The organism is Streptomyces dangxiongensis, assembly GCF_003675325.1.
Taxonomy (GTDB): domain Bacteria; phylum Actinomycetota; class Actinomycetes; order Streptomycetales; family Streptomycetaceae; genus Streptomyces; species Streptomyces dangxiongensis.
The window spans coordinates 2,145,956-2,160,723 of the sequence record NZ_CP033073.1 but is presented as its reverse complement, the minus strand read 5'-3'; the positions used below and the strand labels follow the sequence as shown (position 1 = coordinate 2,160,723).

11 protein-coding genes are annotated in these 14,768 nt (G+C 69.3%); 7 read left to right on the top strand and 4 right to left on the bottom strand.

Translation table 11 applies throughout. The annotated features are described in order from the left end of the window. Nucleotides 1-4: 4 nt before the first annotated feature. Nucleotides 5-2,332 carry a hypothetical protein gene (locus D9753_RS09510; RefSeq protein ID WP_121786609.1) on the bottom strand — a complete coding sequence of 776 codons (2,328 nt, stop codon included), beginning with the start codon at nucleotides 2,330-2,332 and terminating at the stop codon, nucleotides 5-7. A gap of 74 nt (nucleotides 2,333-2,406) precedes the next feature. After that, the gene (locus D9753_RS09505) at nucleotides 2,407-2,919 is read right to left on the bottom strand and encodes a hypothetical protein (protein WP_121786608.1); all 513 of its coding nucleotides are present in this window, start codon (nucleotides 2,917-2,919) and stop codon (nucleotides 2,407-2,409) included. Between the two features lie 456 nt (nucleotides 2,920-3,375). Here D9753_RS09505 and D9753_RS09500 point away from each other — a divergent pair, with 456 nt between their 5' ends. The 5 genes from D9753_RS09500 to D9753_RS09480 all read left to right on the top strand — a co-directional run bounded on the left by D9753_RS09500 (nucleotide 3,376) and on the right by D9753_RS09480 (nucleotide 7,703). Continuing rightward, nucleotides 3,376-3,807, top strand: coding sequence for a hypothetical protein (locus tag D9753_RS09500; RefSeq protein WP_121790992.1), 432 nt, complete (start codon nucleotides 3,376-3,378; stop codon nucleotides 3,805-3,807). Continuing rightward, entirely contained in the window at nucleotides 3,807-5,597 is a 1,791-nt protein-coding gene (locus tag D9753_RS09495; protein ID WP_121786607.1) for a hypothetical protein, read from the top strand. Before D9753_RS09500 ends, D9753_RS09495 begins: the two co-directional genes overlap by 1 nt. 24 nt (nucleotides 5,598-5,621) lie before the next feature. Then, nucleotides 5,622-6,908, top strand: coding sequence for a S8 family serine peptidase (locus D9753_RS09490; protein ID WP_240468093.1), 1,287 nt, complete (start codon nucleotides 5,622-5,624; stop codon nucleotides 6,906-6,908). A 112-nt stretch (nucleotides 6,909-7,020) separates the two neighbouring features. Continuing rightward, a complete protein-coding gene (locus tag D9753_RS09485) occupies nucleotides 7,021-7,362 on the top strand; it encodes a WXG100 family type VII secretion target (RefSeq protein ID WP_121786605.1) in 342 nt (113 codons plus the stop codon). A gap of 38 nt (nucleotides 7,363-7,400) precedes the next feature. Next, on the top strand, nucleotides 7,401-7,703 hold the full coding sequence (locus D9753_RS09480) for a WXG100 family type VII secretion target (RefSeq protein ID WP_121786604.1): 303 nt from the start codon (nucleotides 7,401-7,403) through the stop codon (nucleotides 7,701-7,703). A gap of 176 nt (nucleotides 7,704-7,879) precedes the next feature. Here D9753_RS09480 and eccCa read toward each other — a convergent pair whose 3' ends face one another. After that, entirely contained in the window at nucleotides 7,880-11,845 is a 3,966-nt protein-coding gene (gene eccCa / locus D9753_RS09475; RefSeq protein WP_121786603.1) for a type VII secretion protein EccCa, read from the bottom strand. Between the two features lie 300 nt (nucleotides 11,846-12,145). Here eccCa and eccD point away from each other — a divergent pair, with 300 nt between their 5' ends. Then, on the top strand, nucleotides 12,146-13,654 hold the full coding sequence (gene eccD / locus D9753_RS09465) for a type VII secretion integral membrane protein EccD (protein ID WP_121786602.1): 1,509 nt from the start codon (nucleotides 12,146-12,148) through the stop codon (nucleotides 13,652-13,654). Nucleotides 13,655-13,789: 135 nt separating this feature from the next. Here the strand turns inward: eccD and D9753_RS09460 are convergent, their stop codons facing one another. Beyond that, on the bottom strand, nucleotides 13,790-14,083 hold the full coding sequence (locus D9753_RS09460; RefSeq protein ID WP_121786601.1) for a DUF397 domain-containing protein: 294 nt from the start codon (nucleotides 14,081-14,083) through the stop codon (nucleotides 13,790-13,792). Between the two features lie 275 nt (nucleotides 14,084-14,358). Between D9753_RS09460 and rpsO the strand changes: the two genes are divergently transcribed. Next, entirely contained in the window at nucleotides 14,359-14,646 is a 288-nt protein-coding gene (gene rpsO, locus D9753_RS09455; RefSeq protein WP_005479656.1) for a 30S ribosomal protein S15, read from the top strand. Nucleotides 14,647-14,768 lie beyond the last annotated feature (122 nt).

Genomic DNA, 14,768 nt, shown 5'->3' with positions numbered 1-14,768 from the left:
CGTCTCAGTCCTCCGTGTCGAGTTGCCTGGGGATGCCCTCCCCGTCGAGGTACTTGTGCACCTTCGTCCCGGCGGTGTCGAATCCGTCTTCCGCGGCTGTGGCCACCGAGGCTTCGATCAACGGGTAGCGGTGGCCGGAGTTCTCTCCTGCCTTCCTGGCGGCGAGCTCCACCAACTTGTAGGTGGAGTCGGAAGTTTCCTCGAAGCTCTCGCCGTTGCGGTAGATGATCTCTCCGGAGCTGTCCTGCATGGCTCCTTCTGTGATCTTGCCGATGATTTCATCGGCCGCCGTACCGGCGACGTCGCCGATGATGGCACCGCCGGGGCCGGTCATCGGCTCCGTGGCCATGCCGATGCCGATGCCGATGGCCGTGCCGCCCCAGCTTCCGGCACGCTCGATCGCGGCGTTGTAGTCGGCGTCCTTCGCGCCGCCCTCCAGTTCAGCCTGGTAGGCGCGGCCGGCACCGATGATGCCCTCGATCTCACCGGCTTTACGGGCGATCTGTTCGCTCCCCTGCTTCAGGTTGTCGGCCTCGGAGAAAGCAGGATCCTTGACGTACTCCCCGGGATGCTCGAAGTGGTGCTGCATCAGCTGCGTCGTGTAGCTGTGCTGACCGAGGTTGACCGCGGCGTAGCCTTCGGGATTCTGGCCGACCGCGTACAGGAACCGAGTGATGTCCCGCTCGTTGAGCATGGCCACCGTGCCTGCCACGGGGAACAGTGTCTTCTCGCTGGCATCGCCCGCGTGGAGTTCCCGATGGATATCCGGCATGTACTCCGCGGCGATCTGGCCCATGCTGTCCGACATGTAGCTGCGGCCCGTCAGTCGCTTCGGGTCCTCCGACACCGACTGGAAGATGTCCTCCACGAGCTTCGCCTGCCCCGCGTTGTGGGGAGGGGTGTCCGCCGTGGGCATCTCGCCGGCCGGGTGTCCCGTCGTGGCGGCTTCCAGGGCCAGCGCCAGGTTGTTCTGCCCCGTGATGATGTCGTCCCCGTGCAGGTTCGCCTCCTTGGGCCAGTCCCGCTCCTCGAACAGGTACTGGAAGTTCGACAGCGATACCTTGCCCTTCTTGCCGTTGCCGTCCGTGTCCCGCTCGAAGGGGTTGTCCGGGTCGTCCTTGGAGACGTACTGCTGGTTGAGGAAGTCGGTAGCCGCATCGGGGCTGTTGGACAGGCCCTTGAGATAGCCGGTGAGCGCATCGTTGCCGCTGTCGTCGCCGATCCGGTTCAGCCAGGCACTCCCGCCCATGTGCTGCCATATCGGGTTACCGTGCTCACCGTTGCCGGTCATCTTCCGCTCGGCGACCATCAGCTCGGTCCCGTAGTCCTTCAGGAACTGGTCGTCATAGTCACCGGTCCGCATGAGGTTGCTCATGACCTGGAAGCCCATGGGGCCGCCCCGGTCGCCGTAGAGCGGCTGGTCACCGATGTCGATCATCTTGCGCTTCCACTCGGTCATGCCCGCGGAATCGCTCTGTGTGGCGTGGGCCAGCGTGAGCCCCAGGTTGCGCTGAAGGTCGTCGAACTGGTCGAGACGCTTGTGCCCCAGCTCGTAGTTGCCCCTGTTGGGATCACTGATGCCGGTCCAGAACTCCAAGGTCTTCTGCGGCCCCAGGTCGGTGGTGAAGCGCTCGGCGAACAGCGGGTCGTTCGCGTACTTCTTCAGCCCCGAGTTGATCCGGTCGAAGTCCTCCACGGACAGGTCGTCCGGATTCTTCCCGGCGAGTTTCGCCAGCTCGTCGGCCTCCTTGACGGCATCCGCCGCGGTGTCCCGGTCCTTGTAGTTCGCGTCGGAGAAACCTGTCGCGCTCTGGTCGACGATGGCCGCGAGGACGTCCTTGGCCGTGTTGTCGCTCTCCGTGGCCTTGCTGAGGATGCCCTGGATCTCGTCGCGCAGGTCGTCGACGTCCTTCTGGTCAGTAGTGCTCGTCTTGCCGCTGGGATCGGAGTTCCAGTCGGGCCGCGTGTTGCCCATGACCGTGAACTTGCCGTCACCTGCGTCGGCGACGGTCAGATTCTTCTTCTGCCCACGCGAGACGGCGTCCGTCAGTTGCTGGTGGAACGTCTTCAATTCGTCCCGGGTGTCGCGCAGGATGTTGTGGATGGTGGTCGCCTGCGTGTGGGCGTCGCCGAACTCGCCGGCGGTCTTGCCGATGAACTCCCGGGAGACCTGCGCGTTCACACCGGCCCAGTCGGCCGCGAGGGCAGCCTTGTGCAGGCCGTCCTCGGCGTCCTTCTTCAGGTCGGCCAGGTGCTTGACGAGCGTCGACCAGTCGGTGACGGCGTCGTCGAACAGCTTGAAGTTGGCGTGGAACAGAGCGTTGAAGTCCATGCGGTGTCGTCGTCCTCGGGGGTAGCGGTGGCAGCCGGTGCGAAGGGAGGTCTCAGCGGGTTCTCCCGGCGCCGCTACTCCTTCTTCTTGCTCTTCTCCCCGTAGACGGAGTTCTTCTTGCCCGGTGCCCCGACCCGCTCGTCGAACCCGGCGTCCAGCGCGTCGATGCTGCTCATCTGCCGCTGGATGTAGTGCTCGTCGTTCGCGTGCACGGCCTTCGTGGTCTGCATGTGGTTGGAGATCTGGGCGCAGGCGTCCATCAGCGACTTGAGCTGATCCTCCCAGCGGGTCGAGACGTGCTGGAGTCCCGCGCCGAGGGCGAAGCCCTGCTGGGATAGGTCGCCGGCCGCGGAGTCGCTGCTGGGCGTGGCCACGCGGGCCTTGTCCCAGAGCTGGTTGTAGAGGTGATGGGCCGCGCTGCCGATCTTCTCCAGGTCCTTGTGGCCCACCTTGAGGTCACCGGTCGTGCTCGGGAGCACGTAGGGGCCGTACGTGCCGCCGCCCCCGTCGACATGGTTGAGCTGCATGTGCGCCGACTGCCCCTCGGCAGCCTGTGCCTTGAGCTGCTCCCACTCGTCCCATGCCATGGAAAGGCCCTTCCCCCGCGAGTACGTCAATGCGGGTCAAGCTAGCAACCGATGCCGGGGAAAGTTTGTGTCATGTCCACTATGCGGGATCTGTCGGGCGTGAAAATTCGGCGGAGGTGCGCCGGTGAGCCCGATCGCGGGGCGGCTTCGTGGGTGCGGAGCCACCCCGGGCTCCGGCCGGCACACCGTCCACCGCGCCCGTGTGAAGCTTCTGCGCAGATAGTGGACTCAATCTGTCGTTATTGACCGCCTTGTCGGTCTCCGGCGGTCGTGACCCGGCCGCTTCGGGACACGGTCGCAACTGAACCGTCGCAGAGTTCAGTTGGCCACCTTTTACGCAGTGACTACAGTGGTCAGCGATAGATCGGGGGCGCGGCGCCGTGCCGTCGGTCTGTCCAGTTCTACCAACGGGGAAACGGGGAAGGGGTCGCAGTGGGCGACGGTGGCGGCTCGGGCATGAGGCGTGGCATCGATGCGCTGTCGAAGTTCAAGAGGAAAGTGGACGACGCGCTGAAGGCCTTCGAGGGGGCTCCGGGCAGCCCGTCGCGGCTCGCGGAGCACACGCTCAACCTCGGCTCGTTCAGTGGCTCGAACATCCCTTTCCACGAGGCGACCGAGCTGCACGGCAGGTACGAGCAGGTGCACGAGCGCCTCACCTCGCTGTCGAAGAACCTCAGCATGCAGATCGAGGCTCTGACGCTGGCGGCGCACGCGGCCGACGTCACCTACGACGGTACGGAGGACGAGGTCCGGCGCCGGTTCTGGGAGATCCGCGCGCACCTCGAAGCGGAACACCGCAAGGCGCAGGCCGAGGAGAAGCACGCCCAGGAGAAGCCCGCCGCGGCTGAGCACAGCGGTGGGACCAAGTCCGCGGGGGGCAAGTTCTGATGAGCGACAACTGGCAGCAGAAGCCCGAGTACAGGACCGACGTCGAGCAGGCCAACAACCAGGTCGGCGTGGTCAACAAGCTCAGCCGGTTCCAGAACGCGTTCAGGGGAACGCCGATCGGAGCGGCACTGTCCTTCGGCAGGACCGACTTCGAGGACCACGACCTCAACGCGATGATCGACCTGGTCCACCACTCCAACCCCGAGCACCTGGAGACGGCCAGCAAGGCCCTGTGGGATGCCCGCACGGCCATCCACGACGCGGCGACGGACCTGGAGACCCACCTCCGCGGCGTCGACTGGCAGGGCGAGGGTGCGGACAGCTTCCACAAGTGGACGTCAGGCCTCATCGACTGGACCAAGGGACTCGCGTCCTTCGCCGACGCCGCCGCGACCGAGATCTCGGCCGCCGCCACGGGGCTGGCCTCCGTACGCAAGTCCATGCCGCCCCGCGACACGCGGCCCGCGAGCGAGCAGAAGCGCCCCACCCAGCTACCCAAGACCAAGCAGGTCGACGGCAACCCTGACTACGCCGCCGCGCTCGCGGTGGAGAAGAACCGGCAAGAGGCGATCAACCAGGCGAACCGGTTGGCGTCGTTCTACTCGGTGTCCGCGTCCGCGCTGGGTATGGCGATGGCCAGCGACCCGAAGCCTTACAGTCCGATTCCGGATGTGGGGGTGCCGCAGCCGACACGGCGTCGGGACGGCGACTTGCGAGGTTCTGGGGCGGCTTCGTCCAGCCCGACCGCCGTCCGGCGAAGTGTGGCGGCAAGCCACGGAAGCGTGGCGGAAGGTCATCACGTTACGGCTACCTCACACGGCACGCCTACCGTGAACGGGACGGAGACCGGCGGACACGTACCGCCCCTCAAGGAAGTCCCCGAGCCCAGCGCGCCTTCCGGCCCCGATGTCGGCACGGAGATCAACACCACGACGACACTGCCTCCCCAGACGCCCGCCGCACCGTCAGGCTCCCCGGCACCTACTCTGCCGACAACCGCTGGAGGCGGTGGGCAGGTGCCGCTGCCCCCGGGGCCGATGTCGCCTCCTGTCGCGCCGACCTCCGGCCGTACCCCTGGCTACGGGCCGACCAGCCGTTTCCCGGTCTCCGCGCAGGGACGCACCGGTCCTTCGGGTGCCGGAAGCGGCCGAGTGCCGCAGGGACCCGCGGGGCAGACGGGACGTTCCGTCGCGGGCGGCCGGGCCCCGCAGGGCCCCATGGGACAGGCAGCTCGTGCCACGGGACGAGCGACTCCGGCGGGTCAGCCGGGTGTACGAGGGGCCGCTCAGTCCGGGCGTGCGCCGATGGGGCGCGGTGTCACCGGCGGAACGCCGCGGCCGGCCAACACGCCCGGCGGGCGGGCCGGAACGGCCGGTCCGACCGGTGCGGCGCGCAACGGTGTCGTGGGCGGCAAGCCGGTCACGGGCCGTACGTCCGGAGGGACGGCCAATCCCCGGGTGCCGCGCGGTATGGTCGTCGGCGCCGAAGAACCGGTCACCAGCCAGCCTTCGAAGGGCGCTCTCGGTCAGCGCGGAGTCGTCGGTGCTCCCACGGCCAAGGCGGAACCCGGCGCGAGCCAGGCGGTGCTGCGCTCGGCGGGTAATCCCGAGGGCGCGATCGGAGCGCCCCGCAACACTGCCGGTTCCCCGCTCAAGGGCTCCGAGGCCGGCGCCAAGGGGCTCGGTCGTGGAGCGGTGGGCGGTCGCCAGGGCGCGAGTGGTGCGCCTGCCGAGAAGGAAGAGCACCGTTCGTCGCGGCAGCGGCGTGATGAGCCACAGACGAGCGACTGAACACGAGCGAGGACGTAGACAGGCATGAAGCCAGGGATCGGCCGACGCGGTATGGGGACTGCCCTGCTGACGAGGCGTAACGCGATACGGCTGTCCGCCGTGTGCTCCGTACTGGGCACGCTGGTCATCACGTCGGCAGGACTGGCCCCCGGAGCCGCGGCCTCGGACGGCGTGCAGTCCAAGCAGTGGTATCTGGACGCGATGCACGCGGACGAGATGTGGAAGCACAGCACCGGCAAGGGAGTGAAGGTCGCGGTCATCGACACCGGAGTGAACCCGCAGACCTCCTCGCTCAAGGGGCAGGTACTTGTCGATGAGGTGCCGAAAGCGGCCAAGTATCACGTCACCCAGGACTACGACGGCCATGGCACGACGATGGCTGAGATCATCGCCGGCACGGGAGCCGGTGGCGGCATCAAGGGCCTCGCTCCGGGAGCAAGAATCATCCCGATTCGTGTGGGCCTCGATGAGTTGAAGGATGCGAACGAGCGGGCGAGGTCCCTTACCTCGGCCAAGGCGATCAGGGCTGCCGCTGACAGCGACGCCAAGATCATCAACATGTCTTACGGGAGCGTGTACTACAACGGCGACGAAGAGGACGCGCTCAAATACGCGGCCTCCAAAGGTAAATTGCTGTTCTCCTCCATCGGCAACAGTGGAGACGCGGGAAACAAGCCTGACTATCCGGCCAAAGACCCGTACGCTATTGGGGTATCCGCCGTCGACAAGACCGGAACGGTCGGTAAGCTCTCCACGTTCGGAAACTACGTGGATATGTCGGCACCGGGTCTCAACGTGCCGGCCTGGTGCGACAACGCGTTCACCAGGTACTGCACCACGGAGGGCACCAGCCACGCCTCCGCCATCGCCTCCGCCTCCGCCGCCCTCGTCTGGTCCGCTCACCCCGACTGGACGGCCAATCAGGTCCTCCGGTCCCTCATCGACACCGCCGGCCGTACGTGGCCGAAGGGCAAGCCCAGCAAGTACCTCGGCTACGGCCTCATGCGTCCGCGCATGGTGCTGGCGGACAAGAACTTCGATCCCGGCCCGGCCGACAGGGACCCCCTGGCCGCCGAGAACGGGACGGCCCCGGACGAGGACATCACGGCCACCAAGAGCCCCGCGGCCTCGCCCACTGCCAAGACGCCGGCCAAGGACACCGGCTCCTCCAGCGGCCCCGCTTCCGCCGCCGCGAAGGACGCCGACTCCGGCGACAGCACCCAGACCTGGGTGATCATCGGCGCCGTAGCCGCCGTACTGGTCATCGCAGGCGCCGGTTTCGCCGTGATGCGCGCACGCCGTAACGCCTGAGCGGTCTCCCGCATACCTGCTCATTCGCCGAGTGAGCAGAAGACCACTTGCCGACAGTGCTGACGCCTGAATCAGCGCCCGGCAAGGTCAGCCCACGAAGAAAGGCATGGAAATGGCGACGCAGCGCCAGAAGGTAAGTGACAAGGACATCATTGTCCTCGAAAAGGAGCTTCTGCACCGTTTCGAGGGCATCAAGGGCCAGCTCAAGGAGCTCCAGGCCCTCATCGACAGCCTCGAGGGCAACTGGAAGGGCATCGGCGCCGGTGCCTTCAACTCCAAGCAGACCGAGATCAACGAGCGCATGGTCCGGATCGGCAACATCCTCGCCAAGTTCATCGAGGCGATGAGCACCACCCGGAAGATCAAGGACGGCACGGAGGACGAGGTCCGCTCGCAGGTCCAGAGCATCGACGTCGACCTCGGTGGCGCGCACTCGGCGCTGTCCAGCTACTGATCCCCGCCAGGCCACCACTTTTCAGCAACGGAGCAATCATGGGCGTCAACAACAGCGGCGAGCTGGAAGTTTCCTACGGCAGCCTCGACGAGACCGCCACCCAGTTGGCCAACCACGCGCGGCGGCTGGAAGAGGGCCTCGAGGCCATCAAGCAGAAGGTCGCCGGCGTCGCGAGCATGTGGGAGGGCGAGGCCCACAACGCGTACACCGAGCAGCAGACCGCCTGGGACCGTGAGGCCAAGGGCATCCACGAGGCCCTGGTCCAGATCGGCAAGGTCGTGCACGCGGCCGGCGGTGACTACCAGGGCGGCGACCGGAAGGCCGCCAGCTACTTCATGTAGGTCGGCCGGAACGACCGGCAGGTCTACTTCATGTAGGTCGACCGGAACGACCGACACGTCACGACAACAGGGTGGGCACGCACGGGAGGTGCCCACCCTTTGTCATGCCCGGCCGAGCCCGGTCACGACAACAGGGTGGGCACCTCCCCACACGTCCCGGCCCCCGAACCCCCGTATCAGTACTCCACATCCACCAGCCCGGTCTGCACCAACGGCTTCCCCCGCTTGCGGGACACGAAGACGCCGCGCCCCGCGGGCATCGGGCGGGGCCGGACGCCGTTGAGGATGTCGCCCTCCGCCGGATCGCCGGCCAGGACGACGCCCTGGGCGCCGAGTTCCTTCATGCGCTGCATGAACGGCTCGTAGGCGGCGCGCCCGGCGCCCGCGGTGGAGCGGGCGATGATGAAGCGGACGCCGACGTCACGGGCGAAGGGCAGCATCTCCGTCAGGCCGCTGAGCGGGTTGCCGCTGGAGTTGGAGACGAGGTCGTAGTCGTCGATGACGACGAAGACCTGCGGGCCGCGCCACCAGCTTCGGTCCCGTAGCTGCTGCGGCGTGACGTCGGCGGTCGGCGTGCGGCGCTGCATGAGGTCGGCCAGGGCCACCATGTGGTGTTCCATCTGGCTGGACATCGGAATGTACTCCGCGAGGTGGGACGCCGGTGTGATGTCCAGCAGCGAGCGCCGGTTGTCCACCACGAAGAACTTCGCCTCGTCACCGCCGTACCGCAGGGTGAGCTGCTTGATCAGCAGGCGCAGCAGGTTGGACTTGCCGGACTCGCTCTCGCCGAAGACGAGGAAGAACGGGTCCTGCTCGAAGTCGAGGAACACCGGTTCCAGGTTCTCCTCGTCGAGCGCGAAGGCGATGCCGCGCTGCGGGAAACGCTCGCCGGAGGGCAGTTCGACGGCCTCCAGTTGGCGCGGCAGCAGCCGTACCTCGGGGGCGCCCGGCGCCTGCCAGTGGCGGCCGACCTCGGTCGTGAGCGCGGCCGTGGCCTCGGCCAGGTCCGTGTCGGAGGTGAGACCGTCGATGCGCGGGACCGCCGCCATGAAGTGCAGTTTCTGCGGGGACAGACCGCGGCCGGGGACGCCCGCGGGGACGTTCACCGCCACCTTGCGGTCGATCTCCGAATCCATGACGTCACCCAGGCGCAGTTCCAGCCGGTTCATGAGGTGGTCCTTGAAGTTCGCCCGGACCTCCATCGAGCGTGACGCCGTGATGATCACGTGGATGCCGTAGCCGAGGCCGCGGGCGGCGATGTCCAGGACCGCCGTCTCCAGGGCCTCGTAGTCCGCGCGGAAGTTGCCCCAGCCGTCGATGACCAGGAAGACGTCACCCCACGGCTGGTCGGCCACCGAGATGTCGCCGCGGGCGCGCCGGGCGCGGTAGTCGGCGATCGAGGCGATGCCGGCCGTGCGGAAGTACTCCTCGCGGCGGGTCAGGACGCCGTACACCTCGGAGACCGTACGGCGGACGCGCTCGGGGTCCAGGCGCGAGGCGATGCCGCCGACGTGCGGCAGGCCGGCCACCGCGGTCATGCCGCCGCCGCCGAAGTCGAGGCCGTAGAACTGCACCTCGTACGGCGTGTGGGTGAGCGCGAAGGAGCAGATCAGGGAGCGCAGCAGCGTGGACTTGCCGGACTGGGGGCCGCCGACGATCTGCATGTGGCCGGCCGCGCCCGAGAAGTCGAGCATCAGCCGGTCGCGGCGCTGCTCGTACGGCTTGTCGACGAGGCCGGCGGGGACGACCAGCCGGCCCGCGCCCTCGTAGCCGGGCTGGGTCAGGCCACGGCCCTGCACCGCCGCCAGGCCCGGCAGCAGCGCGTCCAGCGACGGCGGGCTCTCCAGCGGGGGCAGCCACACCTGGTGCGCGGCCGGGCCCTGTGCCTCCAGGCGGCGCACGATCACGTCGAGGACGGTGTCGGCCAGTGCCTCGTCCACCGCGGCCTCGGTGTGCGCGCGCTGCTGGGGAACGGCGGTGTACCGCACGGGCACCTCGGTGGCCGTGAACAGCACCGGCCGCCGGTCCACGGGCAGTTGTCCGCCGGTCAGTGCTCCGCGCTGCGGGCCCGAGCGGTACACGCCGGAGACGTACGCCGCCTTGAAGCGGACCATCTCGTCCGTGCCGTACTTCAGGAAGCCGGAACCGGGCACGTTGGGAAGTTCGTAGGCGTCGGGGACGCCGAGCGCGGCGCGGGACTCGGCTGCGGAGAAGGTGCGCAGACCGATCCGGTACGACAGATAGGTTTCGAGGCCGCGCAGCCGGCCCTCCTCCAGGCGCTGCGAGGCGAGCAGCAGGTGCACGCCCAGTGATCGGCCGATCCGGCCGATCTGGACAAACATCTCGATGAAGTCAGGCTTGGCGGACAGCAGTTCGCTGAACTCGTCGATGACCAGGACCAGCGAGGGGATCGGCTGGAGCGGGGCGCCCGCCGCGCGTGCCTTCTCGTAGTCGTGGATGTTGGCGTAGTTGCCGGCGTCGCGCAGCAGTTCCTGGCGGCGGTTCAGTTCGCCGCGGATGGAGTCGCCCATGCGGTCGACCAGGGTGAGGTCGTCCGCGAGGTTGGTGATCACGGCGGCCACGTGCGGCATCTGCGCCATGCCGGCGAAGGTCGCGCCGCCCTTGAAGTCGGCGAGGACGAAGTTCAGGGTCTCCGAGGAGTGGGTGACCGCGAGGCCCAGCACGAGCGTGCGCAGCAGCTCCGACTTGCCGGAACCGGTGGCGCCGACGCACAGGCCGTGCGGGCCCATGCCCTCCTGGGCGGCCTCCTTCAGGTCCAGCATGACGGGCCTGCCGTCCTCGCCGACGCCGATCGGCACCCGCAGCCGTTCGGCGAGCGCGCGCGGTCGCCAGGTCCGCTTGGTGTCGACGGAGGCGGCGTCGCCGAGGCCCAGCAGGTCGGTGAACTCCAGGTTGGCGAGCAGCGGTTCGTCGTCGTCGCCGCCCGACGCCATGCGCAGCGGCGCGAGCTGCCGGGCCAGCGCTTCGGCCGACTCGTAGGAGAGGGCGTCCGGGGTGCCGTCGTAGACCTCGCCGTGCCCGGACTCCAGGCGCAGCAGGCCGGGCTGTACGACGATGGACAGGTCGCCGCCCGCCGTCGTGAGGTCGCCCGGCACCACCTCCAGCACCGTGACGCCCTGGAGTCCCTCCGGGTTGGCGAGGACCGAGTCCGGCAGCAGCGACAGGTCGTCCAGGACGAGCACGATGTGCGGCTCGTCCAGCAGCGGTCCCGCGCCGGGGTGGAAGCGCGGCCGGCCGGTCAGCCGGGTGGCGAGCAGGTCCTCCAGCTCGCGCGGGTCGGCGCCGATAAGCCGGCGGGAGCCGGCGCCGTCCACGGCACCGGGCGCCTGCACGTGCGGCAGCCACTTCGCCCAGTCCCAGTGCGGCAGCGCCTCGCGGCCCGCGGCCACCGCGATGGTCAGGTCCTGGGGGGAGTGCAGCGAGGCCAGCGAACCGACCAGGGCGCGGGCCGAGGCCCGTACGGACTGCGGTTCACCGCTGACCGTGACGTGGTAGAAGGCCCGCAGCGACACGGCCATCGGCAGGTCGCCGACGCTGTGGTGCGCGGCGAGGAAACGCTGCATCGCGCCGGCGGTCAGCGGTTCCAGCTGCTCGACGGGACCCGTCTCCGGGGCGACGAGCGGGGTCGCCAGCGGCTGCGGGCCCAGGCCGATGCGTACGTGCGCGAAGTCCTCGTCGCCGGGCCGCCGTTCCCACACCCGGCTGCCCTCGGCGACGAGCGCCCAAAGCTGTTCGGGGGAGGGGTGCAGGTAGTACTGCGCGTCCCGCTGGGCCTTCGCCGTCCGTACGGCGGACTTACGCGTCTGTGACAGGTAGCTGAGGTAGTCGCGGCGCATGTCGGCCAGCTGGCCCTGGGAGCCGCGGCGGAAGCGGACCACCATCGCGATGGACATCCCCACCGTCGAGGCGATCATGATCATGCCCATGATCTTCATGAACGGCTGGCCGTTCGTGAAGAAGAAGACCACCGAACCGCCCATGCCCAGCGTGGGCAGGAGCTGCATCAGCACGCTCTCCTGGTGCCCCCGCGGCAGTTCCGGCGGTGGCTGGACGACGACCTCTTCCGTGGGCACCTCGGACGGCAGCGCCCGGGGAGGGCGCTTCACGACAATCTGGCTCACCGCTCACCAATTCCCTTGCCCGACCCAGGCATTCCGCACGCCACCCCGTGTCCGGCGAGCGCAGGCCGCCGCGTGATCCTACTGAGTTCACGGGACACGGGTGAGCGGTAGGGTGCCGGATGTTCGCGTGAGCACACGCCGAGCAGGCCGGAGATACCGGGACAGACCCCTCGATACGGAGGGCGGAAGACCCCGGAACACCGCCGTACGGCACCCCCGCCGCCGCGCACCGAGCGATCCGGCACGGGACCTTCACGACATAGACGCACCACCACCACTGAGGGGGAGCAGCAGGTGAGCATGACGGCCGCCGCCACCGGCGGACCCGGGACGGGAGCCCCTTCCGGATCCGGCACCGGCACCGGACTCGGCTTCTGCCGGGTCACCATCGTCGCGCCGGACAGCCGTATCGACGTGGCACTGCCCGACGACGTCCCGGTCGCCGACCTCTACCCCGAGATCCTCCGGCTGTCCCAGCAGAGCCCCACCGCGGGTGCCCCGGTCGGCTACCACCTGGTCCGCACCGACGGCACCGTGCTGGACAGCGCCCGCTCCTTCGCCGCCCAGCGCATCCTCGACGGCGAACTCCTCACCCTCCGTCCGTTCGCGGACTCCCTGCCACCGGCCGTCCACGACGACGTCGCCGAGGCCGTCGCCTCCTCCGTCACCAGGCAGCACAAGCTGTGGAGCGGCGACCTGACCCGGGCCGCGGGCCTGGTCGGCGGCGGGGTCCTGCCCGCCCTGCTCGCGTTCGTCGCCTGGACCGCCGACCCGCTGCACGACATGCACGGCCTGGCCGGCATCCTCGCCGCCGTCACCGGCGTCCTGCTGGTCGTGCTCTCCGCGGTCCGCGCCCGCGTCTACGACGACCGCGGCTCGGCCGTCGCCCTCGGCCTCGGCGCCCTGCCCAACATCGGCGTCGCCGGCAGCGGCCTGCTGCCGCTGAGCGACGGCGAGGGCATCGGCAGACTCCAGTTCCTGCTGGCGTGCGCGGCCGTCCTGGTCGCCGCACTGATCCTCGCCCTGTGCGCACCCCACGGCGACGGCCCCTTCGTCGCCTTCGTGTTCGCCTCGGCGATCGCCCTGGTCGCCGTCTTCGCCGCGACCCTCACCGGCTGGGCCCCGACCGAGACGGCCGCCCTGTGCGCGCCCGTCGCCGTCGGCGCCCTCGCCTTCCTGCCCGGCATGTCGATGCGCTTCGCCCGGCTGCCGATCGGCTTCGAGAACCCCAGCAGCGGCACCTCGCGCTCCGCCTACGGCACCGAGGCCGCCGCGCAGGAGCCCGTGGACACCGAGCGCGTCGAGGCGCAGGCGCGGCGCGGCCACGAACTCCTCGTCGGCCTGGTAGGCGGCTGCGCGCTCCTCGCCGTCGGCGCCTCGGCCGTGCTCGGCTTCTCCGACGACGTCTGGGCCCAACTGCTCGCGTTCGCCACCGGTGTCGCGATGCTCATGCGCGCCGGCCTGTTCCGCTACACCGCCCAGGTCGCCTCCGTCCTCGCGGCCGGGCTCGCCTCCCTGGTCCTGCTGGGCCTCGGTCTCGCCCTGAACCCGCCGCAGCACGTCATGCGCGCGGCGCTCGCCGGGGACCGCACCGACCTCGACATCCGCACCGTCTGGCTGATCGCGGTCATCGCCCTGGCGACGGCCCTGGTGACCGCGCTCGGCCTGATCCTTCCGCGTGGCGGACCGACCCCCTTCTGGGGCCGCTTCCTGGAGATCTGCGAGGGCTTCGTGCTGCTGACGCTGATCCCGCTCGCCCTGGCCGTCTTCGACGTGTACGCGACGGCCCGGTCGATGACCAGCTCCTGACGGACGACCGTTGGACCACGACCGTCGTACGACGGCCGGCCGCACGACCGGCGGCGGCCGGCGCATCGGTGCGACCGGCGGCGAGGGCCCCGGCTCACGAAGAGCCGGGGCCCGGTCACCGTCCGGCTGCGCCGCTCACTGCGCGTCCAGCCCCCCGTTGTGGGCCATGGGCTTCAGATCGAACTCCCCGTCCCGCGCTCCCAGCACGAACGCCCGCCACTCCGCCTCGGTGTAGCGCAGCACGGTGTCCGGGTCGAGCGAGGACCGCATCGCCACCGCGCCGCCGGGCAGGTACGCGATCTCCACCCGCTCCTCGTGCTCCTCCGTGCCCGGCGCGCAGTGCCACTCGGCACCGGAGATGTCGAGCCCGTACAGCTCGTCCCGCTCCCGCTCCTTGCGCGCCTTGATCTCCGCTTCCGTTTCCGCCATCGTGCAGCGACCCCTTCCCGAGGTACGTACGGTCCGGGCGCTCACCCTAGTGGCCCAGACCCCTGGCGCTCAGGAGGCTGAGTCGGCCGGGCGGAGGGCGCCCGCCAGGGACTGGTACCCTGAGTGACGGCCGTTCGTGTACGCACCCCCGGAGCCCGCAGGAGACCTGCGCCCGGAGGCCGCGCCCAGCGGATCCCCGCCTCCGAGTACCGGAAGCTCTCCCGCGATGAAGACCGGGGGCACTCGGTGGCACTCACAGACCATGAGGAGTACGCGTGTCGCTCGACGCCGCTACGAAGAAGCAGATCATCACCGAGTTCGGTACCAAGGAGGGCGACACCGGCTCCCCCGAGGTCCAGGTGGCCATGCTCTCCCGTCGGATCTCCGACCTGACGGAGCACCTCAAGACGCACAAGCACGACCACCACTCCCGCCGGGGTCTGCTGATCCTCGTCGGTCAGCGTCGTCGCCTGCTGCAGTACCTGGCGAAGAAGGACATCCAGCGCTTCCGTGCGCTGGTCGACCGCCTGGGCATCCGCCGCGGTGCGGCCGGCGCCAAGTAGACGCCATGAAGGGGGCGGTTCCCGGAACCCGGGGACCGCTCCCTTTGCCGTATGCGGGGCACCGCACCGCACCCGGCATACTTCGCCGCACATGCGGAAACATGCGGAGTGTCACCGACGCT